This window comes from Pseudomonadota bacterium, from assembly GCA_034189865.1.
Lineage (GTDB): Bacteria > Pseudomonadota > Gammaproteobacteria > UBA5335 > UBA5335 > JAXHTV01.
Genome location: JAXHTV010000010.1, coordinates 21,167 through 39,927, shown reverse-complemented (window position 1 = coordinate 39,927; position 18,761 = coordinate 21,167). Strand labels below are relative to the sequence as shown.

At 58.4% G+C, this 18,761-nt stretch carries 21 protein-coding genes; 8 read left to right on the top strand and 13 right to left on the bottom strand.

Translation table 11 applies throughout. The features are described 5' to 3' along the window. Positions 1-24 precede the first annotated feature (24 nt). From SVU69_06680 to ilvB, 9 genes are all read right to left on the bottom strand, one after another. Positions 25-1,623: a peptide chain release factor 3 gene (locus SVU69_06680; protein ID MDY6942686.1), complete on the bottom strand. Its 1,599-nt coding sequence runs from the start codon at positions 1,621-1,623 to the stop codon at positions 25-27. An 81-nt stretch (positions 1,624-1,704) separates the two neighbouring features. Next, positions 1,705-2,172, bottom strand: coding sequence for a ribosomal protein S18-alanine N-acetyltransferase (gene rimI / locus SVU69_06675; GenBank protein MDY6942685.1), 468 nt, complete (start codon positions 2,170-2,172; stop codon positions 1,705-1,707). Next, positions 2,169-2,930 carry a uracil-DNA glycosylase gene (locus SVU69_06670; GenBank protein MDY6942684.1) on the bottom strand — a complete coding sequence of 254 codons (762 nt, stop codon included), beginning with the start codon at positions 2,928-2,930 and terminating at the stop codon, positions 2,169-2,171. Before SVU69_06670 ends, rimI begins: the two co-directional genes overlap by 4 nt. A gap of 12 nt (positions 2,931-2,942) precedes the next feature. Continuing rightward, on the bottom strand, positions 2,943-4,493 hold the full coding sequence (locus SVU69_06665) for a 2-isopropylmalate synthase (GenBank protein ID MDY6942683.1): 1,551 nt from the start codon (positions 4,491-4,493) through the stop codon (positions 2,943-2,945). A gap of 110 nt (positions 4,494-4,603) precedes the next feature. Further along, entirely contained in the window at positions 4,604-5,377 is a 774-nt protein-coding gene (gene pssA / locus SVU69_06660) for a CDP-diacylglycerol--serine O-phosphatidyltransferase (protein MDY6942682.1), read from the bottom strand. Between the two features lie 60 nt (positions 5,378-5,437). Further along, on the bottom strand, positions 5,438-6,049 hold the full coding sequence (locus SVU69_06655) for a hypothetical protein (protein ID MDY6942681.1): 612 nt from the start codon (positions 6,047-6,049) through the stop codon (positions 5,438-5,440). Positions 6,050-6,124: 75 nt separating this feature from the next. Next, a complete protein-coding gene (gene ilvC, locus SVU69_06650; protein MDY6942680.1) occupies positions 6,125-7,141 on the bottom strand; it encodes a ketol-acid reductoisomerase in 1,017 nt (338 codons plus the stop codon). Positions 7,142-7,205: 64 nt separating this feature from the next. Further along, complete coding sequence (ilvN, locus tag SVU69_06645) at positions 7,206-7,700, bottom strand: acetolactate synthase small subunit (protein ID MDY6942679.1); 495 nt, start codon at positions 7,698-7,700, stop codon at positions 7,206-7,208. Positions 7,701-7,704: 4 nt separating this feature from the next. After that, positions 7,705-9,399: a biosynthetic-type acetolactate synthase large subunit gene (gene ilvB / locus SVU69_06640; GenBank protein MDY6942678.1), complete on the bottom strand. Its 1,695-nt coding sequence runs from the start codon at positions 9,397-9,399 to the stop codon at positions 7,705-7,707. Between the two features lie 256 nt (positions 9,400-9,655). Here ilvB and SVU69_06635 point away from each other — a divergent pair, with 256 nt between their 5' ends. Together SVU69_06635 and SVU69_06630 are read left to right on the top strand one after the other, a co-directional pair. Next, a complete protein-coding gene (locus SVU69_06635) occupies positions 9,656-11,347 on the top strand; it encodes a proline--tRNA ligase (protein ID MDY6942677.1) in 1,692 nt (563 codons plus the stop codon). Then, on the top strand, positions 11,344-11,916 hold the full coding sequence (locus SVU69_06630) for a lytic transglycosylase domain-containing protein (GenBank protein MDY6942676.1): 573 nt from the start codon (positions 11,344-11,346) through the stop codon (positions 11,914-11,916). Before SVU69_06635 ends, SVU69_06630 begins: the two co-directional genes overlap by 4 nt. A gap of 19 nt (positions 11,917-11,935) precedes the next feature. On the opposite strand, the gene SVU69_06625 is transcribed toward SVU69_06630, so the two are convergent. Further along, entirely contained in the window at positions 11,936-12,211 is a 276-nt protein-coding gene (locus tag SVU69_06625; GenBank protein ID MDY6942675.1) for an acylphosphatase, read from the bottom strand. A gap of 138 nt (positions 12,212-12,349) precedes the next feature. Here SVU69_06625 and arsC point away from each other — a divergent pair, with 138 nt between their 5' ends. From arsC to SVU69_06610, 3 genes are read left to right on the top strand one after another with little or no spacing between them, the layout of a single operon-like run. After that, positions 12,350-12,706: an arsenate reductase (glutaredoxin) gene (arsC, locus tag SVU69_06620; protein ID MDY6942674.1), complete on the top strand. Its 357-nt coding sequence runs from the start codon at positions 12,350-12,352 to the stop codon at positions 12,704-12,706. Then, positions 12,699-13,298 carry an NAD(P)H:quinone oxidoreductase gene (gene wrbA, locus SVU69_06615; GenBank protein ID MDY6942673.1) on the top strand — a complete coding sequence of 200 codons (600 nt, stop codon included), beginning with the start codon at positions 12,699-12,701 and terminating at the stop codon, positions 13,296-13,298. Before arsC ends, wrbA begins: the two co-directional genes overlap by 8 nt. Next, positions 13,295-13,660, top strand: coding sequence for a DUF2069 domain-containing protein (locus tag SVU69_06610; GenBank protein MDY6942672.1), 366 nt, complete (start codon positions 13,295-13,297; stop codon positions 13,658-13,660). The genes wrbA and SVU69_06610 overlap by 4 nt, the downstream gene beginning before the upstream one ends. Positions 13,661-13,703: 43 nt before the next feature. Here SVU69_06610 and hda read toward each other — a convergent pair whose 3' ends face one another. Both hda and SVU69_06600 read right to left on the bottom strand, forming a co-directional pair. After that, positions 13,704-14,417, bottom strand: a complete 714-nt coding sequence (hda, locus tag SVU69_06605) for a DnaA regulatory inactivator Hda (protein MDY6942671.1) — start codon at positions 14,415-14,417, stop codon at positions 13,704-13,706. Positions 14,418-14,456: 39 nt separating this feature from the next. Beyond that, complete coding sequence (locus tag SVU69_06600; protein ID MDY6942670.1) at positions 14,457-15,560, bottom strand: DUF2066 domain-containing protein; 1,104 nt, start codon at positions 15,558-15,560, stop codon at positions 14,457-14,459. Between the two features lie 166 nt (positions 15,561-15,726). Between SVU69_06600 and purM the strand changes: the two genes are divergently transcribed. From purM to SVU69_06585, 3 genes are read left to right on the top strand one after another with little or no spacing between them, the layout of a single operon-like run. Continuing rightward, entirely contained in the window at positions 15,727-16,767 is a 1,041-nt protein-coding gene (gene purM, locus SVU69_06595; protein ID MDY6942669.1) for a phosphoribosylformylglycinamidine cyclo-ligase, read from the top strand. Between the two features lie 14 nt (positions 16,768-16,781). Beyond that, positions 16,782-17,453 (top strand): phosphoribosylglycinamide formyltransferase, encoded by a 672-nt coding sequence (purN, locus tag SVU69_06590; GenBank protein MDY6942668.1) that lies wholly within the window; start codon positions 16,782-16,784, stop codon positions 17,451-17,453. 14 nt (positions 17,454-17,467) lie between these two features. Then, on the top strand, positions 17,468-18,169 hold the full coding sequence (locus tag SVU69_06585) for a DUF3108 domain-containing protein (protein MDY6942667.1): 702 nt from the start codon (positions 17,468-17,470) through the stop codon (positions 18,167-18,169). A gap of 14 nt (positions 18,170-18,183) precedes the next feature. Here SVU69_06585 and dcd read toward each other — a convergent pair whose 3' ends face one another. After that, positions 18,184-18,750: a dCTP deaminase gene (dcd, locus tag SVU69_06580; protein ID MDY6942666.1), complete on the bottom strand. Its 567-nt coding sequence runs from the start codon at positions 18,748-18,750 to the stop codon at positions 18,184-18,186. Positions 18,751-18,761 lie beyond the last annotated feature (11 nt).

The following is an 18,761-nucleotide window of genomic DNA, read 5'->3' as shown; positions in this document are numbered from 1 at the left end:
GCCGGACGGCCAGGGCCTGAGGCATTACTCCGCGGGCGCCACACCATGTTCACGAGTTGCGCTGAATATAACTTCCGGCCAACGTTCTTCGGTCAATTGCAAATTGACCCGAGTGCGGGCCAGATAGACCAGTGACTCGGTATGATCCAATGCCAGATGTTCCTCGAGCTTGTTGCGGAAATCACGTAAATGCTTGGGATCCGAGCACTCTACCCATCGGGCGGTAGCGACCTGCACCGGCTCGAACACACAATCAACGCCGTATTCCGCCTTCAGCCGGTAGGCCACCACATCGAACTGCAACGGACCCACCGCGCCGAGAATCAACTCGTTGCCGAACAGTGGTCGAAAATACTGGGTAGCACCCTCTTCAGAGAGTTGGGTCAGCCCCTTGTGCAAGGCTTTCGTTCTGAGGGGATCCTTTAGCACCACCCGCCGAAAGAGCTCGGGCGCAAAGTTGGGAATACCGGTGAAAGTGAGTGTTTCCCCTTGCGTGAGGGTATCGCCGATACTGATGGTGCCATGATTGTGCAGGCCAATAATATCGCCCGGATAGGCCTCGTCCACCTGTTCCCGATCAGAGGCCATGAAGGTCAACGCATCGGGAATTTTCATATCGCGCTGTAAACGGACATGGCGCAGCTTCATACCTTTGACGAAGCGCCCGGAACACACTCGCATAAACGCGATACGGTCGCGGTGGGCCGGATCCATATTGGCTTGGATCTTAAATACGAAACCCGAGAGATTGGGCTCTGCCGGCTCCACCGTTCGCTGTTCGGTCTGACTCGGTTGAGGCGGCGGCGCGTGTTCGACGAAATCCTCCAGCAGCTCACGCACACCGAAGGTATTGACGGCCGAGCCAAAGTATACCGGTGTTTGCTCACCGGCGCGGTAAGCATCGAGATCGAAACGGTGGCTGGCCTCGCGGACCAGTTCCAGCTCTTCCATCAGGGCATCGGCGTCGCTGCCGAGCAAACGGGCCACCTCATCGCTCTCCAAACCTTCCAACACCGGTCCTTCATGGATCCGGCCGTCCTTTTTCGGGGCATAGACGTACACACGATCCTGAAGCATGTGGTAGATGCCCTTCAAATGGCGCCCCATACCGATGGGCCAAGTAACCGGCGCACACTGGATCTTCAACACCCTTTCCACTTCATCCAACAACTCCAGCGGGTCTTTGCCCTCGCGGTCCAGCTTGTTGATGAAGGTAAAAATCGGCGTATTTCGGAGTCGGCAAACATCCATTAGCTTAATGGTCCGTTCCTCGACCCCCTTGGCGCAGTCAATCACCATCAGCGCGGAATCCACCGCAGTGAGGGTTCGATAGGTATCTTCCGAAAAGTCCTCATGCCCCGGGGTATCGAGCAAGTTGACGATCCGGCCGCGGAACGGGAACTGCATCACCGAGGTAGTAACGGAAATTCCCCGCTGTTTCTCAAGCTCCATCCAGTCGGACGTGGCGTGCCGAGCGGCCTTTCGCCCTTTGACGGCCCCGGCCAACTGGATCGCGCCGCCGAAGAGCAATAGCTTTTCGGTGAGCGTGGTTTTCCCCGCATCAGGATGAGAAATAATCGCGAACGTGCGGCGTCTCGCGGCTTCTTGAGCAATATCGGGCATAGAATTGGTGGCTAGTGCATCTGCAGAATCAAAATAACTGGATAGTCTAAAGGAATAGGCTGAGGAGTGCAGAGAATTCCGCTATAGCTGGAGAATCATCACATCGGCGTCTTCGCGACCGCCCCCGGCGGGATAATAGCCGGGTCGCTCGCCGATCTTGTTGAACCCCATTCGATGGTACAGTGCGATCGCGGCCAGGTTCGAGGGTCGAACTTCCAAGAGCACATGATCGACCCCGTGCCCGGAGGCCACTTTCGTCATGTGGGTCAGCAAGCGCCCACCCATACCGATGCCGTGGTAGGCAGGGTCAACACAAAGATTCAGTATGTGGGCTTCACCCGCCGCGACGGACATGACACAGTAGGCCAGCAAACGACCACGCAACTCCAAACACCAGGCGCAGTATCCGGCGCGCAGGCAGTCCGAGAAAATACCCTGAGTCCAAGGAAAATCGTAAGCCCGCCGCTCGATAATCATGACGTCCTCCAGGTCTTCGAAACCCAGCGGACGCGTAATGACATCCGGATCCCACTGTAGTTGTGCGCTCACAGACTTTTACCCCGCAGTTGTTGCATGACCAACTTTAAATCCTGCCAGGCTTTCCCCTTATCTTCCGGCGACCGCAACAAATACGCGGGGTGATAAGTCACGATCACCGGTACGCTACCATCTGTCCCATAGTCCTGCGGTAACGGATGCATCCGGCCTCGCAGAGCACCGATACTGCTTGCCACCTGAAGCAGGTTTTGGGCTGCGACCCGGCCGACCGCCAGTATGAGCTCCGGTTCGAGCAGCTGTAGCTGACGTCGCAGATACGGCGCACAGGCCGATGCCTCTTCAGCCGTCGGGTTGCGGTTGCCCGGCGGGCGACATTTGACGATATTGCAAATATACACATCTTGACGTCGAAGTCCGACCGCCGCGAGCATTTGGTCGAGCAACTGCCCCGCTCGCCCGACGAACGGTTCGCCACGAAGGTCTTCCTCCGCACCGGGCGCCTCACCTACGACTACCAGGCGCGCATTACGGCTGCCCGTGCCGAAAACCGTTTGGGTACGGCCACGACTCAGCTCGCACGCTTCGCACGTGCTGACGCGTTGTTCGAGTTCTTCCCAACCCAATGCGAGTATCGCTTCCGCGGAATCGGGCTCGAACCTGACCGATTCCAGGGACTCAAGATTCGATGTATCCGATAAATTCGGCTGGCCAACCGGCGCCCCAGTCGCTGCCGGCGACAAGTTGTAGCTTAGTGGCGTCACGCCGAGCCGCTTTAGGTACGCGGTGCGGCGGTCCGGGTCCATACTCATTCGCAGACTCGACTAGATATCGCCGTGCTGAGGATGGGCACGCACACCCGGCGACATCAGTTTGTTCAGGGCATTCACATACGCTTTTGCCGAGGCGATGACAATGTCGATATCGGCACCTTGACCGTTGACGATCCGACCATCCACGCCCAAGCGCACCGTCACATCACCCTGTGAATCGGTCCCGCTGGTGATGTTGTTGACCGAGTACAACAGCAGTTGCCCGCCGCTCTCGCAGGCCTTTTCTATCGCACGGAACGAGGCATCCACCGGGCCGGCACCGTCGCTTTCCACCACGATTTCTTCGCCGTCGACCTTTAGCCCCACTCGAGCCAGGGGCGTTTCACCGGTTTCCGAGCAGACACGCAAGGACAACAACTGCACGCGCTCATTGCTGCTGGACCACTCCACATCCGTCACCAGCGCCATCAGATCGTCGTCATAGATCTCGTGTTTTTTGTCGGCGAGTTCCTTGAAACGCTGGAAGGCTTCGTTCAATTCTGTTTCCGAATCGAACGCCAACCCCAGATCAGCCAGCCGGGTTCTGAACGCGTTGCGGCCGGAATGCTTGCCCAAAACCAAACGATTGGTATCCCAGCCCACATCCTGCGCCAACATAATCTCGTAGGTCTCGCGACTCTTGAGAACGCCATCCTGATGGATGCCGGACTCGTGAGCGAATGCGTTGGCCCCGACGATGGCCTTGTTCGGCTGCACAGGAAATCCGGTAATGGTGGACACCAAGCGAGAACACGGCACGATCTGGCTGGTATCAATACCGACATCCAACCCGAAAACGTCGCGGCGGGTGACCACCGCCATCACGATCTCTTCCAGCGCAGCGTTCCCGGCCCGTTCTCCCAGACCATTGATCGTGCATTCAATCTGCCGGGCCCCGGCCGACAAGGCCGAGAGGGAGTTGGCGACTGCCAAACCCAAATCGTTGTGGCAATGAACGGAAAACACAGCTTTGTCTGCGTTCGGCACCTGATTGAGCAGTTTTCCGATCAGGGCACCGAAGTGTTCCGGAACGGCGTATCCGACCGTGTCGGGAATATTGATGGTTGTCGCGCCCGCATCGATAACCGCTTCTACAATGCGACACAAAAATTCCGGTTCCGAACGACCCGCGTCTTCCGGTGAGAATTCCACGTCGTCAGTAAACTGCCGAGCCCGCTTGACCGCCCAGACTGCTTGCTCCACAACTTGGTCAGGCTCCAGACCCAACTTTTTCTTCATGTGAATGGGCGAGGTCGCAATAAAGGTGTGGATCCGGCCGCGACTGGCGGGTTTTAACGCTTCACCCGCACGGTCGATATCTTCCGCCTTGGCGCGTGCAAGCCCGCAGACCACGCTTTCACGGATGGTTTCGGCGACGGCCCGCACGGCCGCAAAGTCATCGGGGCTGGCGATAGGAAATCCGGCTTCGATCACATCCACCCGCAAGCGTTCGAGGGCCTTGGCAATCCGAAGTTTTTCTTCCCGCGTCATGGATGCGCCCGGGCTTTGCTCCCCATCGCGCATCGTCGTATCGAAAATAATTAGCCTGTTGTTATCACTCATACCCATTCTCTCGCGAGAACCTTCCGCCGCAGCCCCTAATTGGACCGGCGAATATCAATGCAACGCAACGTTGCGTAAAATCCGTCATCGCAAACACCACGGATCTAGGGTCAATCGTCCGCATGTTCGCTACGCCGGGCGCGATACCGGCGATGACGCCGCCAGCCCAACAACACACCCGACAGCAAGTAACAGAAAAAACCTAGAAACAGAATCGCCGGCGGATTGAGCGCAATCAGAATAAATCCGCCAACGATAATCAGCACATAGGCAAAGGGGACCCGCTCGTTCAGCTTGATGTCCTTGAAGCTATAATAGTGCAGGTTACTCACCATCAGCCCGCCAGCGGCCAAGGTCAACGACAACGCCGGAATGGTCACGCTGTCTCCAGCCACTGACGAATCCGTGCAAATCCACACGAAACCGGCGATCACCGCCGCGGCCGCGGGACTTGGCAGCCCCCGAAAAAAGCGCTTGTCCTGAATCCCCACCTGGGTGTTGAACCGCGCCAACCTGAGCGCCGCACCGGCGGCAAACACAAACGACGCCAACCAACCAATCTGTGCCCAGTACCAGCCATACTGACCCATCGTGCTGAGCGACCAAAGATACACCACCAAAGCCGGTGCCAAGCCAAAGCTGACGACATCGGCCATGCTGTCATATTCTTTGCCGAAATCGCTTTGGGTATTGGTCATACGAGCCACTCTGCCGTCCAGCCCGTCCATGACACCTGCGACGAAAATCGCGATGGCCCCGGCCTGATAGTCTCCACCGATCGCCGAAACAATGGCGTAAAAACCGGCAAACAACGTGGCGGTGGTAAACAGGTTGGGAAGAAGAAAAATGCCGCGGCGGCGTTTTGGGGGTGTCGGGTTCGACATACCAGATTCTGGTTCGGCGCTATTCATGGCAACAGTTTACCTAAAGACGCCGGATGATGATCAATCATGCGTGAGGTGTGCCAGCAAATCGGTTCCGGACAGAACGCGCTGGCCCGGCTCGGCCAACACACGTGCGTCGGCCTCAAGGTATAAATCGACCTTGGAAATCAGCCGGGTATTTCCCCAGATCTGTCCTTGTCCGGCACGTTCCCCGAAGGGTTGGACGTAAGGGCGGGGACTGAAACGGTAACCCCGCATTACCAGGGCGACCTGATTGTCTTCATCGGTTCGTATCAGAACGCCCGCGCAGCGGCCCGGATAATTCTCAATACCTGGGAGCTCATGGACCTTGCCTTCCACCGGGCAGCGAAAAGAGTAGGACCCCAAGCGAGAAGGCCGCAAAGCGATGTGAATCGACTCACGCTCAAGGAACGGATCACCCTGTTTTTCGACAAACAGAATCTCGCCGTCAACCGGACTGACGACCCCCAGCGGAGCGGACGGAATCTCCCGCGCCGGGTCCCAGAACCAGACGCAAAGAACGAGAACCACCAATATCACCGGGAACGCCGCGATCCAACCGAGGCTCAGATAAACAACGGCGCCACCGATAACGGCGGCGCCAAGCAATTCACGGCCGGGCGAAGCGACGGGCAAAATCCTTGACGCCATAACGTCGCACCCACGTTAGCTAAAAAGAGTCCATTCGCCTAACTACCGCAGTCCGGCGGGACGGGCAAAAAAATACTAGTTACGGTTCTTATCAACCAGACGGCTCTTGGCGATCCACGGCATCATTTCCCGCAGTTTCGCACCAACCGCCTCGATTCGATGCTCTTCGCTCAAACGTCTTTCCGCTTTCAAAACCGGATTTCCGGCTTGATTCTCCAAGATAAATTCACGCGCAAACCGGCCGGTCTGAATCTCGGCGAGAATCTCTTTCATCGCGCGCCGGGATTCGTCGTTGATCACCCGAGGTCCCCGGGTAATATCGCCGTATTCAGCAGTATTGGAAATACTGTAGCGCATGTTGGCGATACCGCCTTCGTACATCAAATCGACGATCAGCTTCAGTTCGTGCAAACACTCGAAATAGGCCATTTCCGGCGCATAGCCAGCGTCTACCAGGGTTTCGAATCCAGCCTGTACCAGCGCCGTTGCGCCGCCACACAAAACAGCCTGCTCGCCGAACAAATCGGTTTCCGTCTCTTCGCGGAAGTTGGTCTCGATGATTCCTGCGCGGCCACCGCCGATAGCGCTGGCGTAAGACAAGGCCACGTCGCGCGCTCGGCCGCTGGTATCCTGCGAAACGGCAATCAAACAAGGCACGCCTCCACCTTGGGTGTAGGTGGATCGAACCAAGTGTCCAGGACCTTTCGGTGCAATCATCACCACATCAAGATCGGCACGGGGTTCGATTTGCCGGAAATGAATATTGAATCCATGGGCAAACGCCAGCGTGGCTCCTTGCTTGATATTGGGCTCAATGGTCTCGCGATACAGGGCTGCTTGATGCTCATCCGGTGCCAGAATCATAACGAGATCAGCATCCGTGACTGCTTCTGCGAGCGAGGCCACCGTCAAACCCGCTTCCTTGGCTTTGACCTCTGAACCGGATCCCGGTCGAAGCCCCACAACCACATCAACACCCGACTCTTTCAGATTGTTGGCATGCGCGTGTCCTTGGGACCCATAACCCAATACGGCGACTTTCTTGCCTTTGATCACCGAAAGGTCCGCGTCTTTGTCATAAAAGATGTTGATCATCCTGCCCTTTTCCTTCTCCAAATCGCCTTAATCGATAGCCGGCGGAACCAGTCGCCCACCATCATGAAACCCGCAAAGCAGTGTCGCCGCGCATGATACCTGACACACCCGTACGGACCACTTCCTGAATATTGTCCGAACCGGCGGCTTTGATGAATGCATCCAACTTACTGCCAGCACCGGTCAACTCGATGGTGTAGGTATTGTCAGTCACATCCAGAATCCGGCCATTAAAAATGTCGACCAAACGCTTGATCTCTTCGCGCAGTCCACCGCGTGCCGAGACTTTGACCAGCATGAGCTCGCGTTCGATGTGATCGCCCTCGGTGAGCAAGATCAACTTGACCACATCCACAAGCTTATTCAGCTGCTTGAGGATTTGCTCGATGATCTCATCGCTACCGGAAGTCACGATCGTCATGCGGGATAACGATGGGTCTTCCGTCGGCGAGACGGTCAATGAATGAATGTTGTAACCACGCGCCGAAAACAACCCCGACACTCGCGAGAGCGCTCCCGACTCGTTTTCCAAAAGAATCGAAACGATATGCCGCATGATGTCACACCAAAATCATTTCATTCTGGCCTGCACCGGCCGGAATCATGGGGTAGACGTTTTCTGTCTGATCCGTCAGAAAATCCAGGAACACCAACTGATCCTTCATGGCAAAGGCCTCTTCCAACGCCGGTCTAACGTCGCTGGGTTTTGTGATCTGCATACCCTTGTGGCCGTAAGCGTCAGCTAATTTCACGAAATCAGGCAAAGCCTCCATGTAGGACATGGCATAGCGCTTTTGATAGAAAAACTCCTGCCACTGGCGCACCATCCCCATATAGCGGTTGTTCAAGTTAACGATCTTGATTGGTAACCCGAACTGCCGACACGTGGACAACTCCTGAATACACATCACAATGCTCGCTTCCCCGGTCACGCAGGCCACCGGTTTGTCGGGATGCGCCAGTTGCGCCCCCATGGCTGCAGGCAACCCAAAACCCATCGTGCCCAGGCCACCGGAGTTGATCCAGCGGTTCGGTTGATCGAACTTGTAGAATTGGGCGGCCCACATCTGGTGCTGTCCCACGTCGGAGGTGATAAATGCATCGCCTCCGGTCACCTCATAGAGCTGCTCGATCACGTATTGCGGCTTGATGATCTCGCTGCTGCGATCGTAGGAAAGGCAATCGGTGCCCCTCCACTCCTCGATCTGCTTCCACCAGTCCGCCAGTGCTTCCTCATCGCGGGCACCTTTGGACTCGCGAATCATCGGCAACATCTGGCTCAGCACGTTTCGAACCGACCCCACGATCGGGATATCCACCTTCACTGTTTTGGAAATCGAAGAAGGGTCGACATCAACGTGCACGATTTTGGCATTGGGACAAAACTTCTCGACATTGCCCGTCACGCGATCATCAAAACGCGCGCCGATGGCAATGAGCACATCACACTGATGCATGCCCATATTGGCTTCGTAGGTGCCATGCATCCCCAGCATGCCGACGAACTGTCGATCGGAACCCGGAAACGCCCCAAGCCCCATGAGGGTATTGGTCACCGGATAGTTCAGGAGCCGACAGAATTCGGTAAAAATCTCCGAGGCGCGATCCAGAACCACACCACCGCCGGAGTAAATCATGGGCCGCTTGGCCGAGAGAATAAGATCCGCCGCTTTACGAATCTGGCCGGGGTGGCCCTTATCCACCGGACGATAGGATCGCATTTCGATCTTTTCCGGATACTCGAACTCGGCCGTGGCAATGGCCACGTCTTTCGGAATATCCACCACCACCGGACCGGGACGGCCGCTGGTCGCCACGTAGAAGGCCTTTTTGACGGTAACCGCCAAGTCCTTCACGTCTTTAACCAAGAAATTGTGCTTCACGCAGGGGCGGGTAATGCCGACCGAATCAACCTCTTGAAAGGCGTCGCTGCCGATGGCCCCCGTGGGAACCTGCCCGGTGATGATGATCATCGGGATTGAATCCATATACGCCGTGGCAATCCCCGTCACGACATTGGTCACACCCGGCCCAGAGGTGACCAGGCACACGCCCGGTCGGCCAGTGGCGCGTGCATACCCGTCGGCGGCGTGACCGGCGGCTTGCTCGTGGCGAACCAAGATATGCTTGACGTCGCCTTGCAGATTGAGAACGTCGTAGATCGGCAACACAGCCCCGCCTGGATAGCCGAATACGAACTCGACGCCTTCTTGTTTAAGACATTCGACGAGGATTTCAGAACCCGATAGTTCCACCGTGAATCGCTCCTGGCGTCTAGACCTTCCTTAGAAGAATTCAGTGAAGAGCTCTGCAGTATCGCAGCAAAAAAGAGCGCCCTCCCGATCCGGGCTGACCCTCTTATGACTCAACTGCATGAAGTTCCCGCTGACCACCCCAGCGTAACGGACAAAAATACTTGTACCTTCAACGGAAATCAAGTGAAAATGGCTGCTCCATCACCGTTAGTTACCGTCCCACAACGGGCGACCAGAGGACAGAGATCAAAATCCGATGCGGGCTTCACAATTCCATCTTGCCACCACCAAAGAAACGCCAGCCAACGCCGAAATCGTCAGCCACCAACTCATGCTCAGAGCCGGTATGATCCGGCAACTGGCATCTGGCCTTTACACCTGGATGCCTTTGGGCTTACGGACCCTGCGTAAAGTGGAATCCGTCGTCCGAGAAGAAATGAACCGGGCCGGTGCTCAGGAATTGCTCATGCCCGTTGTGCAACCGGCTGAACTGTGGCACGAGTCCGCCCGCTGGGAAGCCTACGGGCCCGAGCTGCTGCGATTGAAGGACCGCCATGATCGGGATTTCTGCCTCGGACCCACCCACGAAGAAATCATCACCGACGTATTTCGCCGCGAAGTGCGCAGCCATCGCCAACTTCCGGTGAACTTTTATCAAATCCAGACCAAATTTCGTGACGAAATCCGGCCTCGCTTCGGCGTCATGCGGGCGCGAGAGTTTTTGATGAAGGATGCCTACTCGTTCCACTTGAACAAAGCATCACTGGACGACACGTATCAATTGATGTTCGATGCCTACACGCGCATCTTCACCCGGCTGGGGCTCAATTTTCGACCGGTACGTGCCGACTCCGGGAGTATGGGTGGAAGCTTCTCACATGAATTTCACGTGTTGGCCGAGTCGGGCGAGGATGCTATCGCGTTTTCCGACCAGAGCGACTACGCCGCCAACGTCGAGTTGGCACAGTCGCGCGCACCCGAAGGAAACCGCCCCGCCGCCGCTGCATCGCTGGAACGGCAAGATGGCAATCTCATCGCCGCGGCCAGCAAGCAGGAGACCATCAAAATACACTTGGTACAATCCGAACAAGACGGGATCGTTGCCCTGGTGGTCCGCGGGGATCACGAACTCAATAGCATCAAGGCCGAAAACCTGCCCCAGGTGGCTGCGCCGCTGCGTCCCGCCGACCCCGCCAAGGTCGAGCGCGACCTGGGTGTCGATCCGGAGAACCCCTGCCTCGTCAAACTGAGCTGCCCCGTCATTGCCGATTTTGCCGCGGCACACTTGGCGGACTTTGCCTGCCCCGGAGAAAACGGTGGCGTCTACTATACCGGCGTCAATTGGGATCGGGACGTCACCCTCTTCGCCTCAGCGGATCTTAGAAACGTCGTCGCCGGCGACCCCAGCCCGGACGGCCAAGGCCAATTGGGCATCGCCCGGGGAATTGAAGTCGGACACATCTTCCAGCTCGGCACCAAATACAGCGACGCCCTCAATGCCATGGTGGCAGATGAGAGCGGCGCCGAGGTGCCGGTGATGATGGGTTGTTACGGTATCGGGGTCTCTCGCGTGGTGGCCGCCGCCATCGAACAAAACCACGATGAACATGGGATCATCTGGCCCACACCCATCAGCCCGTTCGAAGTGGCCTTGTTGCCCGTTCAGTACCACAAATCGGCTGCGGTTCGGGAAGCCACCGACCAACTGTACGCCGAATTGCAGGCGGCTGGCGTCGACGTTCTGTTGGACGACCGTGGGATGCGACCCGGCGTCATGTTTGCTGAAATGGAACTCATCGGCATCCCCCATCGGTTGGTGGTCGGCGAACGCGGCCTCAATGAAGGCTTGGTGGAATATCAGGGACGACGGGACGAAGAAGCGCAAATGGTCCGCCGGGAGTCGGCGGTACAAACGCTACTCGAACACCTAAAATCCGCGCCGGCATGAACTGGCGCGTGGCGGTATTGTGCAGCGCGCTGGCGGTGGCCCCCATCGTCGGACTGTGCAACACCGCCATCACCCCCGACCCCGAATTGCGCGCCGCGCTGCTCTCTGCCATCACCGAAAGCGACAGTTTCGGCGATCGCTTTGACGCCGAAGTATGGCTCATGGACATGTCCAGCCGGCTACAACGTCGGGTACCCACACCAAGCGAGCGCTTGACGCTGCTTCGCCTCATTCACCGGGAAGCCAGCCGCGTAGACCTGCCTGCCGAATTGATCCTGGCCGTCATTGAGGTGGAAAGTGCGTTCGACCGTTTCGCTATCTCGACCGCCGGCGCCCAAGGGCTGATGCAAATCATGCCCTTCTGGCTGGACGAAATCGGTCGCCCCGACGACAATCTGTTTCACGTTCAGACCAACCTGCGAATGGGCTGCACAATCCTGAGTTTTTACTTGGAAAAGGAAAAGGGCGATCTGACCCGCGCATTGGCTCGCTACAACGGCAGTCTGGGTAGCACGCGTTACCCCGACCGCGTCTACAAGGCCCTCAAAAATCGCTGGTATCGACAGTAAACCTGCCCGTGCCGGCACATCACCCCGTGCTGAAATCAACCGGCGGCGGCCCTTCGGGGCGGGCCTGTTCAACCACCCGCTCGACACGAGAGGCGGGCGACCCCCGCCACAACCAATCAGCCAATTGATCAACTGAGGACGAATCCCCCCAGGCTGCCACCCACACCGAGCCATCTTCCATATTTCGCGCCCAACCTCGAATACCGAGAGAACGCGCCTGCGACCGGCAGTAGGCGCGGTAACTCACCCCTTGGACCCGGCCTGAGACTCGAAAACAACGACCTATCGCAGACATACTCACTCCTGTCGATCCGTACAGCCTCACACCTGCGACTATTGCCCGTAAAACGGGTCAAAAAGCCTGTTAAAATGGCTGCCCAGCGACCGTCGCGCCGCTTCCCGACCACTGTGTTATTGATGAGGTAATCTCGCCGTGGACATCACTATTTACCACAATCCGCGCTGCTCCAAATCGCGTCAAACCTTGGCGCTTATTCAAGAAGCGGGGATCGAACCGAATATTGTCGAATACCTCAAGAATCCACCCAGCGAAAAGACCCTGTCGCATCTTTTGGACCTTTTAAAAATGGAGCCGCGGGAGCTCATGCGGCGCCAGGAAGCCGAGTACCGGGAGGCAGGTTTGGACGATACAAGCCTGGATCGGGAAAGCCTGATCCGCGCCATGCACGAGCACCCCAAGCTCATCGAAAGACCCATTGTCGTCGCGGGCAATCGAGCGGTGATCGGTCGTCCACCGGAGAACGTACTGGAGCTGCTAAGCGATGGCTGAAATCCTAGTGCTTTACTACAGCCGCTACGGCGCGACGGCCCGCATGGCACAGTTCGTGGCCCGTGGAGTGGACGAAGTCGACGGCTGCAGTGCGCGAATTCGCACCGTGCCGGCCATCTCCGCCGAGTGCGAGGCCGTCGCACCCGAAATTCCCGAAGAGGGCCCACCGTATGCCACACACGAGGATTTGTTAGCCTGCGACGGGCTTATTCTCGGCAGCCCCACGCGCTTCGGCAACATGGCCGCGCCGCTCAAGTACTTTCTCGACAGCACCAGCAGCCTGTGGCTTTCCGGCGCCTTGATCGGCAAACCCGCGGCCGCTTTCACTTCCACGTCCAGTCTGCATGGCGGCCAGGAAACCACATTGCTGTCCATGATGTTGCCGTTGCTTCACCACGGCATGTTGATCATGGGCCTGCCCTATAGCGAGTCGGAACTCATCAGCACCCAAACCGGCGGTACGCCCTACGGCCCCAGCCACTTGGCGGGCGTCAACAGCGATCAGCCCATCAGCGATGAAGAAAAGTCCTTGGCACGCGCGCTGGGACGGCGCATGGCAGGCTTGGCTCGGCAACTGGGAAGCCCGAGTTGAGCTCACCCACACCAATTCGTGGCGCCCAGATCCTGGCTGTGGGATGTCACATGGGGCTGATGGTCTGGCTATGGGTGTGGATACTCACCGCTGTACCCGCCGTGGAATCCAGCACGCTCATACTGGCCGGGTTGATCGGTCTACCGCTGCTGCTGCTCGCACCGGGTTTGATCCGCGGTTCCCGCTACACCCATCAGCTGACCAGTCTTTTGATTTTGTTTTATTTTGCGATGACGCTGACCGAAACCATCAGCAATCCCGCGCAACGTCTGCCCGGCATGATTGCAACCGTACTCGCCTTGGCCGAATTTGTCGGCTGCGTGCTTTACGCCAAATTCACGGCGATCACGGCACGCGTCTGAGACCTCACTCGCGCTTGATGCAGCGCCGACCGAAACCGAACGATCAATCCAAAACGCGACGCACAAAGGGAACGGTCAATCGCCGTTTCGCCTCCAACGAAGCCCGATCCAGACGATCCAGTATCCCGAACAACGCCACAAGATCCCGGGGTTCGCGAGCCACCAGGTAGCGGGCCACCGGTTCGGCTAAGTCCAGCCCTCGCCCTTGGGCATGCCGGCACAGCGCCGCCACCTTGTCGGCATCACTCAAGGCGTGAAGGCGATACACCACGCTGGCAGCCAGGCGCGATCGCAAATCGGCCAGGCCGAAATTCAGCTCCAGTGGCGGCGCGTGAGCCGCCAAAACGAGGGTGGTCTGGGCGTCGCCCGCCCGGTTATAGAGATCGAACAGGGCGTGCTCCCACCGAGGGTGTCCGGCCATCACCTCCACATCGTCAAGGCACAATACGGCAGCATTGCGCTCGATGCCGGCAAACACCCCCGCCGACAAACCCATGATTTCTCCCATCGGCAGATAGACGGCGGTCTCGCCAGACTGCCCTAGGGCATGGCAAATCGCCTGCAAGAGGTGAGTTTTACCTCGGCCCTCGGGCCCGTGTATCCACACAGATGAAACAGGGCGATCCACTGAGATCCTACGAAGCAGGTTCACCAACTCGGCGTTGCGACCCACGACAAACGAATCGAAATCCGCGCGTGGACGTAGCGAGATGGCCAGCGGCAGCTGCAGTCCGACATCCGTGTTGCCGACGGTCATGGGCGTCTCGCCACCGTACCGAACCGGGGGGCGCCCCGCCTAACGAAGCGCGGGGACATAATCGAAGCGAAAAGACGTTTCAACGGCCGGGCGCTCTGCGGGCACCTCAAGCGAACCCGGCTCGCCCAACGTCGACTCGATGGATCGGGGCGTTGTGTTCTCGCGGAGAAAACCACCCAATTCCACCGAGCGAATCAGATTCTCGGCGCTGCCCTGAAAGGCTAACTTCAACGCGAGCAGTTGGCCTTCGACGCGATCCACGTCGACATACCGGACACTACTCAAAGACTGCAGATACGTCATCACCCGGGCGTAATCGTCGAATTGCCGAATGCCGTTGACCTCCAGGATCAGTTCCTGTGAGCTTGGACCCGCACCGCCGGGCGCAAAGCGGGCCCGATAGTGGCGACTTAGACGGCGAATTGCATCGTCCACCGCAACTTCCATCGTGTCCGGTCCCGTTTGCCACCGCAGTCGTCCGGCGCCAAACAGCAAGGTCCAACGCCCCTCCCATTGGCCGTCGCCCTGCTGAAAGAGCACGCCCATCAACACGCCATCGGCAGAGTACCGTTGAGAGGCATTGAGCACGCGATCCTCGAAACCACCGGTCACGTCCAGCACGCTCACGGCCGAGGGTCCGGTCGTATTCTCCGGCAACAAAGCCGGTAAGCCGTAATGCGTTAAGGCCGCATCCAACGACGAGCGCTCACTGCCGAGGCGCTCCCGATCCAAAACACCTCGTTCACCTGGACGCTGATACGCCAGCCAGACCAGCGTCAAGGGGCGCTCCGAACCCCAGGGCGCAAGCCCCAGGTCATTGAGCACCGAATCCACTGCCGCTGGGGCGAATTCCACCTCCAGAGCCAGACCATCCCCCTGCCGTACATACTGATAACGTGAGACGAGGCGCTGGGGATTGGGTAAATCCAGCGCCACCGATTGAGCGTCACTGCCGGCCACTCGCACCATCACCTGCGACAAGGCACTGGCGATAGCGGTATCCCGTTCGGCCGCGCCCGAGCCGCCGACGCGCGCCCGAGCGGTGTATAAACCGTCCACCGGTGCCGCGTGGACGGCGCTGAGCGATGCGAAAACACACCACAAAATAGCGCCCGCCAGTTGGCGTCTTTGTGCTCGAGTCATAGTATTGAGCCCTTGCCCCATGCGTTGCTACACCCGCGTTTTTCGGCTGGTGTAAAATACCACATTCGCCGTTGGGCCTGGTCGCCGAACGCGTCCGGAAAACGGTAACGTTTCACGCCACCCACAACGCCCATTTCCCGCGATCCACCACGGAGCCTGTACCTGAATGACCGACAAAAGGCCATTGACCTATCGCGAAGCCGGCGTCGATATCGACGCTGGAAACTCGTTGGTTGAGCGCATCAAACCCGCGGTCGCCCGCACCCGCCGGCCGGAAGTTCTCGGCGGCCTTGGCGGCTTTGGTGCGCTGTTCGAACTGCCGACGGATCGCTATCAGCAACCGATTCTGGTATCCGCCACCGACGGTGTGGGCACCAAATTAAAACTGGCCATCGAAACGGGCAACTACCGCACGGTGGGGATCGACCTGGTGGCCATGTGCGTAAACGACCTGATCGTCCAGGGTGCCGAGCCCTTGTTCTTTCTGGATTACTACGCCAGCGGCCATCTGGAAGTGGACGTCGCGGCGCAGGTGATCGAGGGTATCGCTCTGGGTTGCGAACAGGCCGGCTGCGCTTTAGTCGGCGGAGAAACCGCCGAACTACCCGGCATGTACCATGGCGCGGATTTCGATTTGGCCGGATTCAGTGTCGGGGTGGTGGAAAAAACCAAGCTGATCGATGGCAGCGCCGTCCAAGCGGGCGATGTCATTCTCGGTTTGGACTCCTCCGGTCCCCACTCCAACGGTTATTCCCTGATCCGCCGCATCGTCGAACAATCCGGTGTCGGTCTGGACAGCCCCTGGGAGCAATCCACCCTGGGCGATTGTCTGCTCACACCCACGCAGATTTACGTCAAACCGCTGTTGACATTGATGCGTGAGCTGCCCGTTCACGCCCTGGCTCATATCACCGGCGGCGGCTTACCCGAAAACCTGCCACGGGTGCTGCCGGATAACATGCGAGCGGCCATCGACGCTCACAGTTGGGTACGCCCGGCCATTTTCGACTGGCTCCAGGATCAAGGTCAGATCGATGAGGCGGAGATGCTACGAACATTCAATTGCGGTATTGGCATGTGTGTGGTGCTCCCGCCCAATCGCGTGGAACAGGCCATCGAGCTGCTCGCCCAGCACCACATCGGCGGTCAGGTGATCGGCCGAATCGAGGCCGACGATCAGAACGCCGGCGGGGTTGTTCTGAAGTGACCGAAACGGAAAAATTGCCGGTGGTCGTGCTGATTTCCGGCAACGGAAGCAACCTACAGGCCATTATCGATTCTGCGACGGAGCAACCCATCGAGGTACGCGCGGTCATCAGCAATCGACCCGAGGCCTATGGCCTGGAACGGGCAAAGCGCGCCGGTATTCGCACCGAGGTGGTGAACCACCGCGACTACCCCAGCCGCGAGGCATTTGATGTCGCATTGGCCGAAGCCATCGATCGCTATCAGCCTTCGGTCATCGTGCTGGCCGGATTCATGCGGATACTCGGTCACGATTTTGTCCGCCGCTACGCGGGCCGCATGCTCAACATCCATCCCTCGCTGTTACCCGCCTACCGGGGACTCAACACACACCAGCGGGCCATCGATCACGGCGACAGCCATCACGGAACCAGCGTCCATTTCGTGACCGAAGAACTCGACGGCGGACCGGTGATTTTGCAGGCCCGAATACCCATCGAACCGGACGATAGCGCCGAGACACTGCAGCAACGGATTCAGCACCAGGAGCATGTGATTTACCCACGGGTACTGGAATGGATCGCCAAAGGTCGCCTGCAATGGCAAGCGGGTTTGCCTTACCTCGACGGCCGCCCCTTGGACGCGCCGGTGGTGACCGACAATCCCGCGCCAGCGGACCACCCATGCCATCGCAGCGCTGCCGGTTAAGTACCTGGAAACTCTTGAACTTCCGGCTCTTCGCTGGGATTGCACTACTTTTGGTTTTATCGCCGGCCGGCAGTTTTGAACTGGCGCCTTACCGCGCCACCTACACCCTCTCCCACGCCAACGTGGTGTTGGCCCAAGCCCACTATGTGCTGGAACATCTGGGGGAGGATCAATGGGCTTTGGCTTCGGACATCACGCCCTCGCCGTGGCTGACATGGTGGCGGCAGGATCACATTCAGGAGCACAGCCGTTTTCAGCTCGTGCCCGGTGCTACGCTGCCTGACCGATATCGGATGCGCTACGATTCACCCAACGGCACGCAAATCGAGTCCATCACATTCGATCATGTGCACCAGCGCGCCATCACCCAGTTCCGCGACCGCGAAACGGAACTGGCCACGCCGGCCAATGCCATGGATCGGCTGAGCCTGCAGATTGCGATTCGCCAGGCCGCGGCCTCCGGTGAAAAGGAGTTTTCCTGCGTCCTGCTGGAACGCGATCGCGTCCGTGCCCATCACTTTCGGGTGGAACAGGCTCAGTCCTTGCAAACCGCGGCCGGGCGTTTCGAAACCGTGCGAGTGGTGCAAACCAATGCGCGCCAGCCCATGGTGTTCTGGCTCGCGCCCAAGGCGGGGTACCTGCCGATTCGGCTGCAAACGAACCGTTCCGATCGCCAGTTCCGTCTCGATCTGTTGGAACTCGACGGGAACTTTTGAGGGCTCGCGGTTAGTCAGGCCCGCGGCAAGGTGACGCCGGTTTGCCCCTGGTATTTGCCCTTGCGGTCCCGATAGGAGACCTCGCACACCTCGTCGGACTCCAAAAACAGCACCTGGGCCACGCCCTCGTTGGCGTAAATCTTTGCCGGCAACGGCGTGGTGTTGGAGAACTCCAAGGTCACATGCCCTTCCCATTCCGGCTCCAGAGGCGTGACATTGACGATGATGCCGCAGCGGGCATAGGTACTCTTGCCCAGGCAGATGGTCAGCACGCTGCGCGGAATCCGAAAATATTCCACCGTGCGCGCCAAAGCGAAGGAATTGGGCGGGATAATGCACACATCGCCGCGAAAGTTGACGAAACTGGAGTCGCTGAAATCTTTGGGATCGACAATCGCGGAATTGATGTTGGTAAAAATCTTAAACTCGTCGGCACAACGAATATCGTAACCGTAGCTTGAGGTACCGTAAGAAATCACCGGACCGGTCGAAGAACGCTTGATCTGCTCCGGCTCAAACGGCTCGATCATTCCATGATCTTTGGCCATGCGCCGAATCCAGCGGTCGGACTTTATACTCATGCGAGGCTCGT